This window comes from Pseudomaricurvus hydrocarbonicus, from assembly GCF_011602365.1.
Classification (GTDB): domain Bacteria; phylum Pseudomonadota; class Gammaproteobacteria; order Pseudomonadales; family Cellvibrionaceae; genus Pseudomaricurvus; species Pseudomaricurvus hydrocarbonicus.
In genome coordinates, this window is record NZ_JAAONZ010000023.1 from 65,048 (window position 1) to 82,330 (window position 17,283).

Annotated in this window: 14 protein-coding genes; 5 read left to right on the forward strand and 9 right to left on the reverse strand. The window is 52.6% G+C overall.

The window, feature by feature from the left end; genetic code table 11:
• Position 1: 1 nt before the first annotated feature.
• The 3 genes from G8770_RS21095 to G8770_RS21105 form a co-directional block, all read right to left on the reverse strand.
• Positions 2-1,345 (reverse strand): Na(+)-translocating NADH-quinone reductase subunit A, encoded by a 1,344-nt coding sequence (locus tag G8770_RS21095; protein ID WP_167191670.1) that lies wholly within the window; start codon positions 1,343-1,345, stop codon positions 2-4.
• A 586-nt stretch (positions 1,346-1,931) separates the two neighbouring features.
• Positions 1,932-3,383: a glyceraldehyde-3-phosphate dehydrogenase gene (locus tag G8770_RS21100; RefSeq protein WP_167191672.1), complete on the reverse strand. Its 1,452-nt coding sequence runs from the start codon at positions 3,381-3,383 to the stop codon at positions 1,932-1,934.
• Positions 3,384-3,647: 264 nt separating this feature from the next.
• On the reverse strand, positions 3,648-4,325 hold the full coding sequence (locus G8770_RS21105) for a hypothetical protein (protein WP_167191674.1): 678 nt from the start codon (positions 4,323-4,325) through the stop codon (positions 3,648-3,650).
• Positions 4,326-4,703: 378 nt separating this feature from the next.
• Between G8770_RS21105 and mfd the strand changes: the two genes are divergently transcribed.
• Positions 4,704-8,162 (forward strand): transcription-repair coupling factor, encoded by a 3,459-nt coding sequence (mfd, locus tag G8770_RS21110; RefSeq protein WP_208022429.1) that lies wholly within the window; start codon positions 4,704-4,706, stop codon positions 8,160-8,162.
• Between the two features lie 174 nt (positions 8,163-8,336).
• On the forward strand, positions 8,337-9,257 hold the full coding sequence (locus tag G8770_RS21115; protein ID WP_167191676.1) for a CsiV family protein: 921 nt from the start codon (positions 8,337-8,339) through the stop codon (positions 9,255-9,257).
• A 380-nt stretch (positions 9,258-9,637) separates the two neighbouring features.
• Here the strand turns inward: G8770_RS21115 and G8770_RS21120 are convergent, their stop codons facing one another.
• The 5 genes from G8770_RS21120 to G8770_RS21140 all read right to left on the reverse strand — a co-directional run bounded on the left by G8770_RS21120 (position 9,638) and on the right by G8770_RS21140 (position 14,300).
• Positions 9,638-9,850: a cold-shock protein gene (locus tag G8770_RS21120; protein WP_167191678.1), complete on the reverse strand. Its 213-nt coding sequence runs from the start codon at positions 9,848-9,850 to the stop codon at positions 9,638-9,640.
• Between the two features lie 364 nt (positions 9,851-10,214).
• Positions 10,215-10,991: an S-methyl-5'-thioinosine phosphorylase gene (locus G8770_RS21125; RefSeq protein ID WP_167191680.1), complete on the reverse strand. Its 777-nt coding sequence runs from the start codon at positions 10,989-10,991 to the stop codon at positions 10,215-10,217.
• A gap of 44 nt (positions 10,992-11,035) precedes the next feature.
• Entirely contained in the window at positions 11,036-12,172 is a 1,137-nt protein-coding gene (locus tag G8770_RS21130; protein ID WP_167191682.1) for a mechanosensitive ion channel family protein, read from the reverse strand.
• Positions 12,173-12,366: 194 nt separating this feature from the next.
• On the reverse strand, positions 12,367-13,437 hold the full coding sequence (gene nagZ, locus G8770_RS21135; protein WP_167191684.1) for a beta-N-acetylhexosaminidase: 1,071 nt from the start codon (positions 13,435-13,437) through the stop codon (positions 12,367-12,369).
• Between the two features lie 224 nt (positions 13,438-13,661).
• On the reverse strand, positions 13,662-14,300 hold the full coding sequence (locus tag G8770_RS21140) for a TetR/AcrR family transcriptional regulator (RefSeq protein ID WP_167191686.1): 639 nt from the start codon (positions 14,298-14,300) through the stop codon (positions 13,662-13,664).
• Between the two features lie 437 nt (positions 14,301-14,737).
• Here G8770_RS21140 and G8770_RS21145 point away from each other — a divergent pair, with 437 nt between their 5' ends.
• Positions 14,738-15,070: a DUF6763 family protein gene (locus tag G8770_RS21145; RefSeq protein ID WP_167191688.1), complete on the forward strand. Its 333-nt coding sequence runs from the start codon at positions 14,738-14,740 to the stop codon at positions 15,068-15,070.
• Between the two features lie 91 nt (positions 15,071-15,161).
• Here G8770_RS21145 and G8770_RS21150 read toward each other — a convergent pair whose 3' ends face one another.
• The gene (locus tag G8770_RS21150; protein ID WP_167191690.1) at positions 15,162-15,815 is read right to left on the reverse strand and encodes an LOG family protein; all 654 of its coding nucleotides are present in this window, start codon (positions 15,813-15,815) and stop codon (positions 15,162-15,164) included.
• 134 nt (positions 15,816-15,949) lie between these two features.
• On the opposite strand from G8770_RS21150, the gene lexA reads away from it, so the two are divergent.
• A complete protein-coding gene (gene lexA, locus G8770_RS21155) occupies positions 15,950-16,552 on the forward strand; it encodes a transcriptional repressor LexA (protein ID WP_167191692.1) in 603 nt (200 codons plus the stop codon).
• Positions 16,553-16,607: 55 nt separating this feature from the next.
• Complete coding sequence (locus tag G8770_RS21160) at positions 16,608-17,093, forward strand: cell division inhibitor SulA (RefSeq protein ID WP_167191694.1); 486 nt, start codon at positions 16,608-16,610, stop codon at positions 17,091-17,093.
• The last annotated feature ends 190 nt before the right edge of the window (positions 17,094-17,283 follow it).

Sequence of the window (17,283 nt, forward strand, 5' to 3'; positions counted from 1 at the left end):
CTTAACCCTCCTTCTCAATACGAGTCAGGTTGTTACGCAGGATCGGGCCATACTCATATTTGCCTGGACAAACAAAAGTACACAAAGCCAAATCCTCTTCATCCAACTCCAAACAGCCCAGCTTTTGAGCCATGTCAGTGTCACCCACAATCAAGGAGCGCAACAGGTGAGTTGGTAATATGTCCAAAGGCATGATGCGTTCATAGGCGCCTACTGGCACCATGGCGCGCTCACTGCCGTTGGTTGTTGTATCGAAGTCATACTTTTTGCCAGAGAACAGGCTGGAAATGTAAATGCCCAAACTGGAAAAGTTATTAACGCCGGCACGCAGATAGTGCAGAAACGGACGATCGCGCCCCTCTGCCAGGACGGAAATTTGTTGATGGTAACGTCCCAGGAAAGCGTATGGGCCCGCAGCGGTTCGACCGCCGAACACAGAACCTGAAACCACCCGGTTTTCACCGCCCTTCAACTGTCCGGCAGTCAGCTCATCGAGACTGGCGCCCAGGCGAGTGCGAACCAAACGCGGCTGTTCAACCTGGGGACCTGCCAGAGAGATCACACGTTCAGTGGGCAATTTGCCGGAGGTGAACAACTGGCCAATCGCAATGACGTCCTGATAACCCACAGTCCACACCGTTTTAGTGGCGCTGACAGGGTCCAGGTGATGGATATGAGTGCCCGCGTTACCCGCTGGATGAACCCCACCAAACTCCTGTGAAGAGATACGGTCGTTATTGCCGGTCAGAACATCGGAGCCCTGCTCTTTGCACACGTACACCTGGCCACGGGTCAGTTTGGACAACAGCAGCAAGCCGTGGACAAAATCATCGCGTCGTTCACGAATGATCAACTCTGGCTTGGCGGCCAGAGGCTGAGTATCCATGGCGGTTACAAAGATAGAATTTGGAGTGCTGTCTGGAGTGGGCACTTTGCTGTATGGACGTGTGCGCAATGCGGTCCACAAGCCGGATGCCACCAGATTTTCTCTGACCTGTTCGTCAGTCAGTGATGCCAACTGATCCGAACTGTATTGATTGAAGCTTTCTGCTTCGTCACCATCTACATCAATGACCACTGATTGCAAAACACGTTTGGCGCCACGATTAATGGCGGCAACAGTGCCAGCAGCGGGCGCAGTGTAGCGCACACCTTCAGTTTTCTTATCAGTAAACAATAGCTGTCCGAGCTTTACCTTGTCCCCGACCTGCACCGCCATTGTGGGCTTCATACCGTGGTAATCAGCGCCAACAACAGCGACAGAGCGGATCTGCGGGCCATCTACGATAGCCTGCTCGGGAGCCCCGGATATGGGTAAATCCAATCCCCGACGGATATTAATCATACGTCTCTGCCTAATCACTTGAAAAATAAGTGTGGCTGCGCGGATGCGCGACCTAAAATTGTTATTCAGCTAGCGCATTAACTTCGAAAAAACCTTAAAAACCGCACTTTTGACGCACAATTTGGACAAAATGCTGCTGAAATGGCCACTTTCAGTGTAGTCGAAGTCGATTAAAATGCACTCAGCTTAAGGGGGACACTCAAGCTGGAGGTTGGCGCTAAACCCCACTCGCAATAAAGTTAACCGGCTGATTCCAGCCAATCCACGCCCGCAACAGGTCGTAAACTGCCAACCAGGTTAAGTATCCCCAAAAATGAACCGGCGCAATTATAAAGATGACAGCCGCTTGTGACCAGAGTGAAGTCGTAGATATAACCAATTTCACCCAAGAAAAGTCTGCATTCTCAAGATGTTAGCCGCCACCAACTCACAAAAACCCCGGTTAGCTCAAAAAGTAATCACAATAGGCCCGGGCGGCAAATTCTGTAGCCACAAAAAAGCCGCAACACCCATGTTGCGGCTTTTATCAGTCGGCCCACTGAAACTTATCAGCTCGTCGGGCTGGCTGCTGACACCTCAAAACCGATTAAACTTTCGGGTAGATGTCGTAATGAACACCACACATGTCTTCCAGACAACGAACCACCTGGCAGCTGTAGCCAAATTCGTTGTCATACCAGCAGTACAGAACGGCACTGTTGCCTTCAACGATGGTGGCTCGGCTATCGAAAACACAGGCGTGACGTGAGCCGACAAAATCACTGGATACCACTTCCGGCGAATTGGTGAAGTCAATCTGCTGCTGGAGAGGAGAATACAATGCGGTTTCACGCATGTAATCGTTCAGCTCTTCCGCCGTTGTTTCCTGACCCAACTGCAAGTTCAGAATGGCCATAGAGACATTCGGTGTGGGTACACGAATGGCGTTGCCCGTCAGCTTGCCTTTCAACTCAGGCAGAGCTTTGGCCACAGCTTTTGCAGCGCCTGTCTCGGTGATCACCATGTTCAGAGGAGCACTGCGACCACGACGCTCTCCCTTGTGGTAGTTATCGATCAGGTTTTGGTCATTGGTGTAAGCGTGTACGGTCTCAACGTGACCGTGGTTCACGCCATACTTATCCATCATGGCCTTCAGGACGGGTGTGATGGCGTTAGTCGTACAGGAAGCGGCCGATAAAATGGTATCGTCCGGCGTGATCTCGCCATTGTTGATGCCATAGACGATATTTTTAATGTCGCCCTTACCCGGAGCCGTCAGAATCACTTTAGAGGCGCCATTACACGCCAGGTGCTGCCCCAGGCCGTCCTCATCACGCCACACGCCGGTATTGTCGACAATGATCGCGTTATTGATGCCGTAATCGGTGTAATCGATTTCTGCCGGAGAATTGGCGTAGATCACTTTCACTTCATTGCCGTTCAGCACCAGGGTACTGTTCTCTTCGTCAACACGAATGGTGCCTTTGAAAGACCCGTGAACAGAGTCCCGACGCAGCAGACTGGCGCGCTTGACCAGATCGTCCTCAGCGCTGCCCTTGCGGACCACGATGGCTTTAAGGCGCAGAACATCACCGCTGCCCGCCTTTTCAACCAGCAAGCGCGCCACCAGGCGGCCAATACGACCAAAACCGTAGAGCACAACATCCTGAGACTGGGGCAAAGGTTTGCTGGTGCTGCCAATGGCGCCAGCCACTTCTGCAGCGACAAAAGAAGACAGCTCAGAGCCATTGCCTTCTTTCATGAACTTAACAGCCATCTTGCCAATATCGATATGAGCGGGCCCCAGATTCAGACCGCTTAACTCTTCCAGAATCGGATAGGTTTCAAACTCAGACAGTTCATTCGCTTCAATTTGACGAACGCGACGGTGGGCCTTCATCAGGTCAATCACTGAACGATTCACCAATGTGCGGCCGTACATGTAGATGCCCACATTGCGCTCACGGTTGAGCTTACCAATCACTGGAATCATCGCCTCAGCGAGGGCTTCACGCTCTTTCCAATCCTTGAAAAAATCGTCTGGCTTAGGTCGGTTCACGAGTTGTCACCTTAAAAGTCATATTGGGAGTATCCGGACAGGGCGTCAAATTTGCCACATCCAGCCTGTCAAAGGGAGCGCTATTATCGTGATTACCACAAGGCCACGCAAGCTTCCAAAGGAAATCTAAGTGAATTACAAGTGCCACCCACTGGACGGTCATAAAAAATTAATTAAGTTAATTTTTGGCGCTGCGTGCGACTTTATTCCTCCCCAAATTACTGCACAAAATACCATCTGATAAGGCTGAGTCACTGGCGATGCTCACAGCGGTTTAAAGGTCATGCTGACCAGGCCGTGGGCCACGGTGTTAACCGCCCGCTGAGTCTTGCCGGCCATCACATGAGACAAGGCATCCTGGTGGGCAATTAATTTGCCAAAAAGGCGCTCAAAGCTCAGGTTCACAAGCTCTCCGGCCAGGGTGTCCGTGAGAATCAAAGGCTCACCACTGGCGTCGCGCCTGGACCGCAACAGCCAAACCATGACCTCGATATTACGAGCACTGTTATAGAGAGACTGCTGATCCAGGCTGTCCAGCCAGTAAAACTCCTGCTTATAGCCATAAGCTTCCGCCAACATGCCCGTCAAACCAACCATAAGCGCAAAAACACGATCTCCGGTATAACCGGTTTCAAACGCCAGGCGCATCGCCTCAACCCCACGGCGCCCGCCCAACTCTCTGGTACTACGCCGCTCAATAGCCAGCGCCTGGATTTGCTGCCAGCGGCTGTCGATGGTCGCATTGGTTTTCTTCAGCTGGTCAGGATTGCGCCGATACATTTTGGTGGTCAGCTCATACAGGATCTCCTTGGTGGCACGGCGATGGATGTCCGCCACCAAATCGATATCGGTTTTGGCCATCCCCTTCACACTGAACCCGGCAGGGTCAGCTGCACACCCCCACAACGAGAACACCACAACCAGCCAAAGCCACCGCTGCATGTTTCCTCCCCAAACCTTTACAGCAGCCTGTAACCACTGCCGGTTAGCGCTTTTTCCCTCAATTCTGTCAGTCTAGACGATTCATCGGATAAAGGAGGCTCTCGCTGGCGGTTTGCGCCTTCCGGCATTCATACGTCAAGTGAGCACGCAAGCCCGGAACACCGCTGGCAAACCTCTGCAACGCCCTGCCGTGCACTCATAAGCACTGCAAAGGCGGATAAACACCGCTACAATAGCGCCGCCGACCCACTTTGGGCTGCTCATAAACTCGCCCGGCAGCACCAGCGCGCGCAGTTAAAACCCAGTAAACAGGTTGAACCCAGTAAAAAGCTGTAAAAGCAGATCCACACGACACAGCCCGATCAAGAGCCTTTTAATATGAACCAGCAAACCCCCATGTCGCCACCTCAGAACACCAAACCGGGCAACAAACAACACTGGGGCAACCTGATGGGCAGCGCGCGGTCACTGGCACTTTTTTCCGCCGCACAACAACATGGCAGCCTCAGTCTGGTTATCACCCCCAACACTGAAACCGCCCGTCAACTCGAGCGCGAACTGCGGTTTTTTCGGGGGCCTGAAGGCACCCTGCCCATTTTGCACCTGCCGGACTGGGAGACGCTGCCCTACGACAACTTCTCGCCCCATCAGGACATTATTTCCGAAAGGCTGCAAACCCTTTACCAGCTGCCCAAGACCCAGCAGGGAATTTTGGTGGTTCCTGTCAGCACCTTGATGCACCGACTTCCCCCCGCCTCCTTCTTGCACGCCAACAGCCTGGTGGTTAAAACCGGTCAGACCTTCATCATTGAGCAAATGCGGTTGCAGCTTGAAAACGCCGGCTACCATTGTGTCGATACCGTCTATGAGCATGGCGAGTTTGCCGTTCGCGGGGCCCTCATGGATATATTCCCCATGGGCTGCAAAACACCTTATCGCATCGACCTGTTTGATGATGAAGTGGAAACCCTAAGAACCTTCGACCCCGAAACCCAGCGCTCCATTGATCAGGTAGAGGGCATCGAGCTGCTTCCGGCAAAAGAATACCCGCTGGACAAGTCTGGCATTTCCCACTTCAGAGACAGCTGGCATCAGCGTTTTGATGTGGACCACAAAGCCTGTACGGTCTATCAGGACATCAGTGCGGGTATCAGTCCCGCGGGCATTGAATATTACCTCCCCCTGTTCTTTGATGTCTGCAGCACCCTGTTTGACTACCTGCCCGGCAACAGCCAGGTGTTAGTCTATGAAAACATTAACGACGCCACCGAGCAGTTCTGGAGAGAACTGAACAACCGTTACGACAGCCGTTGCGGTGACCTGGAACGTCCGATTCTGAAGCCCACAGAAATGTTTTTGTCGGCCAGCGAAGTGTTTGGCTATCTCAATACCTACCCGCGTGCCACCTTGTCACAGAAAAGCCTGGAGGCCGGCGCCGGACACCATAACTTTGGCTGCTCGCCGCAACCGGAAATCACCGTTAATTCCAAAGCCGAAAACCCCTTGGCCCGGGTGGAAAACTTTTTACTGGCAACGCACAAACGGGTGCTCTTTTGCGTGGAATCCGCCGGCCGCCGCGAGAGTCTCACAGAGCTCTTTGAGCGTATCGGCGTTGTGCCCGTACCCGTATCAGGCTGGAATGACTTTGTTCAGGGCAAGGAAACCATCGCAGTCACCACCGCTCCACTGGATCACGGTCTGAACCTGCTGGACCCGGACATCCTGTTGATCACCGAATCAGAACTGTTGGGCGAACGGGTACAGCAGCGTCGCCGACGCAAACAGCAGCAGGATCAGGGCGAGCTGGCCATTCGCAATCTCACCGAGTTGCGCATGGGTGCCCCGGTTGTCCACATTGATCACGGTGTGGGTCGCTATTTGGGCATGGAAACCATTGCTATTGACGGACAGACCAATGAGTTTCTCACGCTCAAGTACGCCAATGACGCCAAGCTGTATGTGCCCGTTGCCAATCTAAACCTCATCAGTCGCTATTCCGGCGCCGATGACGAGCTTGCTCCGCTGCACAGACTCGGCAGTGATCAGTGGCAAAAAGCCAGAAAGAAGGCCGCCGAACAAGTCCGTGACGCGGCTGCAGAGCTGCTCGACATTTATGCCCGACGCGCCGCCCGTCAAGGCTTTGCCTTTGAAGACCCCAAAGATGCGTACCAGCGGTTTTCCAGTGGCTTTCCGTTTGAAGAAACACCCGATCAGCAAGCCACGATTGAAGCCGTCTACAAGGACATGATCAGCAAGCAGCCGATGGATCGCCTGGTGTGTGGTGACGTCGGCTTCGGTAAGACCGAGGTTGCTATGCGGGCAGCCTTTATTGCGGCCCACAGCGGCAAGCAGGTGGCGATGCTGGTGCCCACCACCCTGCTGGCGCAACAGCACTTTGAAAACTTCCGTGACCGCTTTGCTGACTGGCCCATACACATTGACCTGATATCACGCTTCCGCAGCGGCAAAGACATTGAGAGCGTTCAGCAAAAACTGGCTGACGGCAAAATTGATATTGTCATTGGCACACACAAACTCCTGCAATCGGACCTGAATTACAAAAATCTGGGGCTGCTGATCATTGATGAAGAGCACCGTTTCGGTGTTCGCCAGAAAGAAAAGCTGAAGTCTCTGCGCTCGGAAGTGGATATCCTCACCCTTACCGCCACGCCGATCCCCAGAACCCTGAACATGGCCATGTCGGGTATTCGCGACCTCTCCATCATTGCCACACCTCCCGCCAAGCGCCTGTCGGTGAAAACCTTCGTGCGGCAACACGACAGCAATATGGTCAAAGAAGCCGTGCTGCGGGAAATCCTCCGCGGCGGCCAGGTGTATTATCTGCACAATGAAGTCAAAACCATCGACAAAGCCGCTCGAGAACTGGAAGAACTGATTCCGGAAGCCCGGGTTATCGTCGGCCACGGTCAGATGCGCGAACGCCAGCTGGAACAGGTCATGTCCGATTTTTACCACAAGCGTTTTAACGTTTTGGTCTGTACCACCATTATTGAGACCGGTATTGATGTCCCCAACGCCAATACCATCATCATTGATCGCGCCGATAAATTTGGGCTGGCGCAGCTGCACCAACTGCGAGGCCGTGTCGGACGCTCGCACCACCAGGCTTACGCCTACTTGCTGACACCGCACCCCAAAAGCATGACCGGGGACGCTCAAAAACGTCTGGATGCCATCGCCCAAACCACTGACCTCGGCGCAGGTTTCACCCTCGCAACTCACGACATGGAAATACGCGGTGCCGGAGAATTGCTGGGGGATGAACAAAGCGGGCAAATGCAGGCGGTTGGCTTCACCCTGTACATGGAAATGCTGGACCGCGCCGTGAAAGCCATCAAAGAAGGCAGAACGCCGAATATTGAGGACGCGCTGGATACCGGCATTGATATTAATTTGCGGATACCGGCGTTAATACCCAACGATTACCTGCCTGATGTGCATACCCGCCTGATGATGTATAAACGCATCGCCAATGCCGAAACCGATGATCAGCTGCGCGAGTTACAAGTTGAGATGATCGATCGGTTTGGTCTTCTGCCCGAGGCCACCAAGAGTCTTTTCCGCATCAGCAGCCTGAAACTGAAGGCCGAAACGCTGGGCATTAAGAAATTGGAGGCCGGAGCACAGGGCGGGCGTGTCGAATTTGGCTCCGTAACTCAGGTTGATCCTCTAACGATCGTCAAAATGGTGCAAACTCAACCACAAAAATACCGTTTGGAAGGAGCCAGTCATTTAAAGTTCAGTCTTGATATGGATAATAATGACACCCGGATTCAAAGAGTCACCGAATTACTGCAGCAGTTAAGTGCCGCATAATCACTTTCATGACAGCCATCTGTGCATCACAGGACCCTTATGCTGACACTTCGCCGTACACGCAAACGATACAACTCATTACTGGGCTCCCGGCCTTTCTTCAACACGTCATGTGCAACATGGTCATTTGCAGCCATTCTGTCACTGTTCAGTGTTTCCGCCGCGGCCCAGCAAATGCCCTCTGACCTACCAGAGGACAGCGAGGCGCCATCCAGCCGATGGTTTCAGATAGAGGTCATTTTGTTTGCCAACCGCAACCTGCAAACCGAAGAAATATGGCGCGACGATCTGATCCTCTCCTACCCGGACAACTGGGTAATCCTTAAAGACCCGAACAACCCTGAGGCAGCCATCCCTGCTGCCGAACAGGGGCCCGCGTTGGCACAGGGCAATCCTCCCGCAAGCGTCGAGTCAGACCATTCCACGCTGGCAGCCACAGCCCCGAAACCGGTTAACCTGACAACCGATGCCTTCTATATGCTTCCCAAAGAAGAACGCTTGCTCAGCAAACAAGCTCAGGAACTGGCCTGGTCCAAATCGTACAATCTGCTCTACCATGAAGCCTGGCGCCAACCTGTCGAATCTCAGGACCTGGCACCTTCCGTGCTCATAGCTGCGGGAGAAGCGTATGGAGATCACCACCAGATAGAAGGCAGCCTTTCCGTCAGCGTTTCTCGCTACCTGCACGTTAGGAGCAACCTCTGGATTGCCGACTTTGTCCCGAATGACAATCAGCAACTGGAGTTTTCACCCCTGCCTGCACGCCCCAAACCACCAGCCCTACCCCCCCAGAGCCCCAACTCAGTGGCGTCGACTGAAGAGCCAGAAGTTACAGTCATCAATGCCACCGAGAGACTGAACCCCAGTGCGTCACCTGACACGGATGAAGTGGCGGAGACATTTCACACGGACAGCATCGCCACAATTGAGACCCCGCCAGCCTATCTCCCTCAGAACATCGCCGTATTGAAACAAAAGCGACGGATGCGCAGCGGTGAAATCCATTACATTGATCACCCCAGGCTTGGCATGCTGATTCTGGTTACGCCTTACGACCCTTCTGCTGGCGCGGGCACAAACGAGCCAGTCCAATAGAGCCGCCCCAAAAACCATAACCGAACGAAAGCGATAACAGCCAGCCAAGCCTTGCGTGTCAGACATGCACTGCCTGGCCACTGTTGCGGTTTGGTTTGGCAGTGCCATCATTGCAGAGGTGTAAAGAAGAGCACCGTGGCATTCAGAATGCCTAAAAGCGAGGCAGACGATGAAGCGCGAAAGAGCACCTGAGCGGAAAAGATAAGAGAGAGATGGTGGCGGGATTTATCGACGTTTTAACACGCAGCAGTTTAACAAGGGAGCAGCATTACTGCTCATGCTGAGGCAACCAAGCGGCTACTGAAAACCCAAATAGTCCGCCCAATCCTGCCAAGTGGTGAAACCACCTGGCAAATGACACATTCTCTTTCGTGCGGGTGCTAGATACAGCTGACATTTTCTGCCTGAAGGCCTTTATCGCCTTGCAGGATATCAAACTCTACAGGTTGCCCCTCGGCTAAAGAGCGATAGCCCTCACCTTGAATATTGCGGTAATGGACAAAAACATCATCGCTGTTTTCGCCACGGGTAATAAAGCCGTAACCACGTGCATTATTAAACCACTTGACGGTGCCAACTTCACGAGCAGCCATATTTTCCACCTCTATTTATTTTTATATGAAATATTGTTTCTGACCCTCAGCAACCTATCTTTGCATACACCCTGTAACTACATGCATCGATAATTACATGCATCGATAATTACATGCATCGATAACTACAAGCATCGATAACTGCATGCATCGATTGAAACTTGTGCTCAAGTTCATGACCGTTGTCAGTCACTGCCCAAGCAATAGCCGGCTGCTGGAGAGCTGTTTTCATGACCGAACGGTATCCCCATACCGGGACTCAACCAATGAAAACAGACCTATTTTTAAGGGAATTTTCTGTATCTGTCCAGTAAAACCCGAAAAAATGTAATTACATCCCCGAATTAACCGCAAATAAGAACATTTATCCCGTAAACTTCGCCGGTGCATTTAATTGTTCAATCGACTGAAGCAGCACACGTTTTACCTGGTCCATACCGGACGCCATAACGCGGTGAATGTCGTCTAGCGTGATTTTTTCTTCGGTCAAGCCCGCCCCCCAATTCACCACGAGGCATAAGCTGGCATACTTAATCCCCACCTCCCTGGCCAGGCAGGCTTCTGGCATACCGGTCATTCCCACAAGGTCACAGCCGTCCTGGCGGAAACGGCGGATTTCAGCGGCCGTTTCAAGGCGTGGTCCCTGTGTACAGCCATACACACCACCGTCTACACTCTCAATGCCGCACTTTTGCGCAGCCAGCAACAAGCCTTGACGCGCATCGACATCATAAGGGTCAGTGAAGTCTATATGATCCAGAGGGCCGCCTACGCCATCGAAAAAAGAATTTTCCCGGCCACTGCTGTAATCAATGATTTGGTCTGGCACCACCAAGGCGTGAGGCCCCATATCCGGAGCAAGCCCACCCACCGCATTGACGGCCAGAATGTGACTGACCCCCAACGCTTTTAAAGCAGCTATATTGGCCCGGTAATTTATTTTATGAGGCGCAATGGAGTGCTCACCACCATGCCGGGGCAAAAACAACACAGTGTTGCCACGATATTTACCTTCTGCAACGCCAGCCGACGGCGAGCCAAAGGGCGTCTCCGGGCGGTGGCTGTCACACCAGTCCAGGCCCGAAAAGCTTGAGAGCCCGGTGCCTCCAATGATGGCCACTTTAACAACACTTGAAGCCATAAAGTTACCCACCTGTTCCCAGTCGTCGTGCCTGCAGTACCGACCTAGGCATTGACGCTCTCCGGACGCCTCATTGCATCCTCGCCCTGATTTTCTGTGGTCAGCGCTACGCCATCAGGCAAGTGAACCGTAGACGTCGGAAACGCGCACTCAGCACCACAGGATTCCACAATATTCAGAACGCCAAGCAGAACATCCTGTTTAATTGCATGGAAATGCACCCAGTTGGTGGTTTTGGTAAACGTGTAAATAAAGAAATCCAGTGAGGAGGCCGCGAACTTGTTGAAGTTGACGATCAGAGTCTGATCCGTGTCGATCTCCGGGTGCTGCTTCAGATACTCCGTAACCTTCTCAATGATTTCCTGCATGGCGGCTGCGTCGCAGTAGCGAATACCGATGGTTTCATGGATCCGGCGGTTCGTCATTCTGGACGGGTTTTCAATGGCAATATGGGTAAACGTGGAGTTGGGGACATAGAGTGGGCGCTTATCAAAAGTGCGGATCCGCGTCACTCGCCACCCGATATCCTCGACGGTGCCTTCAATTTCCTGGTCCGGAGACCGGATCCAGTCACCCACACTGAAAGGTCGGTCCAGATAAACCATCAAACCGCCAAAGAAGTTGGCCAGCATATCTTTGGCGGCAAAGCCCATGGCAATGCCGCCGACACCGCCAAAGGCCAGAACCCCGGAGATGCTGTAGCCCAGCGACTGCATCAATACCAGAATCGCAGTGATGATGACCGACATGCGCAATAACTTGCCGATGGCCCGGACGGTTGTTTCATCCATGGGCTTTTCTGAGTAACGCGGATCCATGAGGTTCTGCTCTGCGCGACGAATCATCAACACCAGAAACCACCCCAACAGAATGACCACGCCGATACGGCGGACTGGCTCAATCACTTGTAACAGTTCATTGCCCGACACCTTGGCGGCGAGTTGCGCCGCCAACGACAAGCCCACTAACCACACCAACCAGTGAAGTGGACGTCTGGCCGCACTTAAAAAAGCATCATCCCACAGGTTGTGTGTCTTTTCCGCCTTAACCAGCAGCCTGTCGAGACTGATTTTAACCAGCAGCGCTGCGATAAGGGTTAACAGCACAATGGCGAAGACCTGAACGACCCAGTAATTACCGCGACCGACCCAGTCGATAAGCTGGGCTGTGAGTTCTGACATTTAATCGACTCCTGAAATGCAAAGACGTAAAAAAGGAAAAGGAATGGTTATGGGGTTTTGTTCAAAAGGCAGGCTACCTCGCTCGCCGCCACCGAGCACCCACACAGACGCAACCGCTCCCCTATGAAATACCGATAAGCGTCACAGCCGCTGAGCGATGCGCACACGGTGTCTCGCGATACGCCCCGGATTACCTAGGCCTTAACAGCCCCTGGGCTGGTAGGGTCACGGCCCATGTCCGAGGCCACAGGCAGCAGTGCGGTTAAGCGTGTGACCGCCTCACGCCAGCGCGGCGAGGCCTCCAGCTCTGCCCTGCTGACGGTTTTGTGGGCACGCATACTTTGACGATCGCCCGCCCCTGCGAAGTACAAATCCGTACTCAGTGCTTTCAATACGGCTTCAGCTCCTTCACGGTTATTGCAGACCAGCACCATGTCACAGCCGGCTCTCAGAGCCGACTCGGCACGCTCTGGATAGGTCCCCATTTGTGTTGCACCGGCCATCGTCAGATCGTCACTGAACACCACCCCTTTATAGCCCAGCTGATCCCGTAAAATGCCTTTTAACCATACCGGTGAAAATCCCACAGCCAGGTCCTTGTCGACCTGAGGGAACAAAATATGAGCCGGCATGACCGCGTCCAGCTCATCGCCCAGCGCGACAAACGGCTTCAGATCCTTGGCCTGAATCTCTTCCAAACTGCGATGATCCACGGGCAATTCCAGATGGCTGTCCCCCCGAACACTCCCGTGCCCCGGGTAATGCTTGCCGGTCACGGCCATACCCGCTTCTCTGGCCCCCTTGACAAAGGCCTCAGCCAACAGACTGACACGATCCGGGTCCGCAGAAAATGCCCGATCCCCGATGACACTGCAAAATTCATCATCCACATCAAGCACTGGCGCAAAACTGCAATCCATACCAATGGCCAACACCTCTGAAGCCAGCACCCAGCCACACTCCCTGGCCAGGCTAAGCGCCGCTTCCGGCTCTGATTGATATAAATGGTCAAATTGCTGCATGGGAGGGATACGAGTAAAGCCGTCCCTGCAGCGCTGGACACGGCCCCCCTCCTGATCAACACAAATCAGCAATTCAGGCCGTATCCCACGTATCGATGCCACCAAGGTTTCAAGCTGTGAATAACTGTGAATATTGCGGGCGAACAAAATCACCCCGCCAACGGCCGGGTGCAGCAATAACTCTTCTTCTTCAGCCGTCAGAGTCGGGCCAAGTAAATCCAGAACAACGGGACCTAGCGTCATATTTTTCTCAAGCTAATCAAATAAATTGCACACGACGCAGCCAGGCAGGTTGGTAATACTCTGCCAGCGCTGCCTCAGCGACGTTACAGCGGGCTCATCCGGTCATTTATCATACCGAGATTCCCTTTTTGCCCCTGTTGTTTTGGGGCTGTTGTTTTGGGGGCTGCTGTTGGCTTGTGTTGCGGCCCTGTATTGGCGGCCTCGAAACGAAACTCAACAGCCAGCTAGACGTCGTTGCTGTTTAGCATCCCGGTTAACGCCGGCACCAGCAATTCAACAACGTCTTCTACGGTACTTTCTTTATTGAAATCCGCCTTCAGGATGCTGCTGATGGAATCAAAACTGGACAGCGTAAACACCGAGGCGCCCAGCATGAAATACAATCTCCAATAAAATACCTCCGGCTTAACCTCAGGCATGGCTTCACGCAGCAAGCCGGTAAATCGAGAGTAATAACTCCCATATTCTGCAATGATGAAATGCCTCAGGTGCTCCTGAGATTGCGTGTAAGCCAAGCCCAACAAACGCATAAACTGGTTGGGCGACTCGCCCAGCCCGTCCATCGACGTCAGCAGAGTGGCAAACAACAGATCAATTAATTCGTCAATGGTCAGAGTCTGACCTTGTTTCTCTTCAAGGCGCCGATTCAATTCAGCGTCCAGATTTTCACAAAAAGGATTTAAAAACCGGGCAAAAACCGCCTGAATCAGAGCCTTTTTAGAGCCAAAATGATAATTCACAGCGGCCAGATTTACATTGGCCGTGCTGGTGATTGTTCGCAGAGAGGTTTCAGCATACCCCCGCTCAGCAAACAAGGCTCCTGCGGCATCCAGTATCCGCTCAATTGTATCCGGCTGGCCCATTGTTATCCTTTTATAATCGTTTAAAACAAGGCTTTGGAACATACGTTTAGAACATATTGATGTCAAGGCACCAACATGTCTGATCCATCCCATCGTGAACAGATGACCATATTGCCGGCTGCCTTTGCCCCGACCTCAGCAGTTAGAGCCTGACGCCATGTCCAGGCCCGTCACCTCCCTCCCCGGGAGTTAGATCATTTTCTTATCTGTGAATAATGGAAAATAGCGCTACGAAGTAAAAAAAGAGCCTCAAATCACGGTCAGGTAAAAAAAACCTTATCTATTAAGAGGTTAATGATCAACCTCAGATTCTCCTTAGGAGAGATGGGTTTTTCCTTGTAAAAAGCCCCTCTTCCAACGCCTTCGTTTAGCGGGTATGTTCAAATAACAAATGCGTAGAAACACCTTTAATAACAATGAGATCAAAGGATATTCACATGGCTTTTGCAACACCTGGCCAACGTGCCACCATTGGAGAGTGGTACCAAGATGTGGTTGAGAATATTTATTTTGAGGTTGTGGCTGTTGACGAACAGTCAGGCAGTATCGAGATCCAGTATCTTGATGGCAGTGTCAGCGAGATTGAAATGGATCAGTGGGCGGAAATGGCCCTGGTGCCAGCATCCCCGCCTGAAGACGCCGATGCCGCCTATGAGCTGTCGATGCCTGACAACAGCTGGAATAACGATTCCACCCAAAACCCCGGCAACTGGAACAACCCCCTCAATTACATTGAGCCAGACCTGTTCCAGGGATCTGACGACTTCTGACCACTCAGCGCTCAACCGCCCAAAAGTGGTGAATGTGCTGAGTTCCTGTGTCGCAGTGAAACGTATCAATCACCGACAGGGTTAACAGCTGTCAGGGCTTCGCCCTGCCGGCTCTTTTGGCGATGTGATCCAAAAAAATGTCCCTGGCTTCAGCCACGGTTTCAACCACACTGATCAATTCCAGCTCTACCGGGTCAATACAATGCTCAGCCATCATGGATTGCGTCATCCACTCCAGCAGCCCCGACCAATACGAGCGACCGACCAGCACGATCGGAAATGGCTCAACTTTTTGAGTTTGCACCAGCGTCAGGGCTTCAAACAGCTCGTCCATGGTACCAAAGCCTCCGGGGAAGATGGCAAATCCCACCGCATTCTTAACGAACATAAATTTGCGCACGAAGAAGTATCGAAAACTCAGGCTGACACTTTGATAAGGGTTTGCGTCCTGCTCCTGAGGCAAGGTTATATTCAACCCCACTGAAACCCCCTCGCGCTCGAAGGCGCCGCGATTCGCGCCTTCCATAATGCCGGGGCCGCCCCCGGTAATCACCGGCACCTTGTGTGCGGCTAACAACTGCCCCAACTCTCTGGCCATATGATAATAATGGCTATTGACCGGGAATCGCGCCCCGCCAAAGACCGTCACAGCCCCCTGTACTCTAATCAATTGCTCAATTCCATCCACCAGTTCTGACTGGATGCGCAGCACGCGCCACGCTTCCGGCATTTTCGCATCAAGCATAAATGCTCCTTAAAACAATGAGTTAGCAATGCTTCATAATAAGTATAGTTAGCTTTTTGAAAAAAACTTGCACACCCATGAACACTGTATATAATCACATGTACTGTATAAAACATCAGGAAGGTGTCGCATTCATGATCAAACTCACAGCAAGGCAGGAAGAAGTCCTGAACCTCATAAAGCGCAACATCGGAGAGACGGGCTATCCACCCACTCGGGCTGAAATTGCGAAAGAACTGGGGTTTCGGTCGGCTAATGCCGCAGAAGAGCACCTGAAAGCTTTGGCCAGAAAAGGCGCTATTGAAATGGTAGCCGGCGCCTCAAGAGGCATTCGTCTTCCCGACGAGGCCACGGGCATCCCCATTATTGGTCGAGTGGCCGCGGGCTCACCGGTATTAGCCACCGAACACATTGAAGACTACTGCAACCTGCCGAACAATTTCTTTTCCCCCAGCGCGGATTATTTCTTGCGAGTCACCGGTGAAAGCATGAAGAACATCGGCATTATGGATGGGGACTTGCTGGCGGTGCATAAAACCGAAGAAGCGCGCAACGGTGATGTAGTCGTTGCCCGGATTGAAGACGAAGTCACCGTAAAACGCTATCAACGCAAACGCGGTTCGCACACCATTGAACTGCACCCTGAAAATGAAGACTTCAAGGTGATTGAAGTGGACCTGAAAGAGACCGACTTTGCCATTGAAGGCTTAAGTGTCGGCGTTTTACGCAGGGATTAAACAATAAGCGGCTCTAGTTGGTAAGCCCACCCGTTATCGATTATTGGAGAACAACATGTCTATCGCACGTCAACTTCATCAGTCTGATCACTCTGCACTTTGCGCCAGGTACAGCGCTGTAGAGGTGGGCACTGCGGCAGCCGAAGCATTCTCGCAGCGACCACAACCAGCCCCGGCGTCGTCAACGCCTTCGGGCATTACCGAGTTGGTCCTCACGCAGCACAGCCCCGACACCCAGATGCTGTTGCTGCCCATGCTGGCTTACCTGAGTTCTAACAATGACCGCTGGATCACCTGGATCAGTGATGCCCCGGTCGACAGGAATGTTTTGGCAGCCTACGGTGTGGACACCCATAAAATTCGTGTAATCCGCGAAAGCTCGGAGGAAAGCACCCGCTGGATTTTGTGGGAGGCGTTAAGCGCAGGCACCAGTCATACTGTGATAGCGACACTCTCTGACGCCAGCGAAGAAACGGTGTCACACCTTGAAAGCGCAGCTCAAGAGGGTAACAGCCACGGATTATTGATTCGGTATCGCTGAGAACTGAAGCACAATCGGTATAAACAGAATGCGGTATAAACAGAATGTGGAGCACAACTTAAGCGGCGATGAGAATGTCCCACTAACTGTGTAAACCCCGTGATTCATATTACCCTAGAGGAGTTAATGAATCATGGTATCGACAATGAAAAACAAAGAACTACAGGACATGGCCGACAAGGTGGCTGGC

Bases quoted from the DNA above. Each gene is read 5' to 3' on its own strand.
- G8770_RS21120 (WP_167191678.1), bottom strand. From the start codon at position 9,850: ATGGCTGCTCGTGAAGTTGGCACCGTCAAGTGGTTTAATAATGCACGT.
- G8770_RS21160 (WP_167191694.1), top strand. From the start codon at position 16,608: ATGTCTATCGCACGTCAACTTCATCAGTCTGATCACTCTGCACTTTGC.
- G8770_RS21150 (WP_167191690.1), bottom strand. From the start codon at position 15,815: ATGCTTGATGCGAAAATGCCGGAAGCGTGGCGCGTGCTGCGCATCCAG.
- G8770_RS21115 (WP_167191676.1), top strand. From the start codon at position 8,337: ATGCCCTCTGACCTACCAGAGGACAGCGAGGCGCCATCCAGCCGATGG.
- G8770_RS21125 (WP_167191680.1), bottom strand. From the start codon at position 10,991: ATGGCTTCAAGTGTTGTTAAAGTGGCCATCATTGGAGGCACCGGGCTC.
- G8770_RS21145 (WP_167191688.1), top strand. From the start codon at position 14,738: ATGGCTTTTGCAACACCTGGCCAACGTGCCACCATTGGAGAGTGGTAC.
- G8770_RS21130 (WP_167191682.1), bottom strand. From the start codon at position 12,172: ATGTCAGAACTCACAGCCCAGCTTATCGACTGGGTCGGTCGCGGTAAT.
- G8770_RS21095 (WP_167191670.1), bottom strand. From the start codon at position 1,345: ATGATTAATATCCGTCGGGGATTGGATTTACCCATATCCGGGGCTCCC.
- G8770_RS21105 (WP_167191674.1), bottom strand. From the start codon at position 4,325: ATGCAGCGGTGGCTTTGGCTGGTTGTGGTGTTCTCGTTGTGGGGGTGT.
- G8770_RS21140 (WP_167191686.1), bottom strand. From the start codon at position 14,300: ATGGGCCAGCCGGATACAATTGAGCGGATACTGGATGCCGCAGGAGCC.
- lexA (WP_167191692.1), top strand. From the start codon at position 15,950: ATGATCAAACTCACAGCAAGGCAGGAAGAAGTCCTGAACCTCATAAAG.
- mfd (WP_208022429.1), top strand. From the start codon at position 4,704: ATGAACCAGCAAACCCCCATGTCGCCACCTCAGAACACCAAACCGGGC.
- nagZ (WP_167191684.1), bottom strand. From the start codon at position 13,437: ATGACGCTAGGTCCCGTTGTTCTGGATTTACTTGGCCCGACTCTGACG.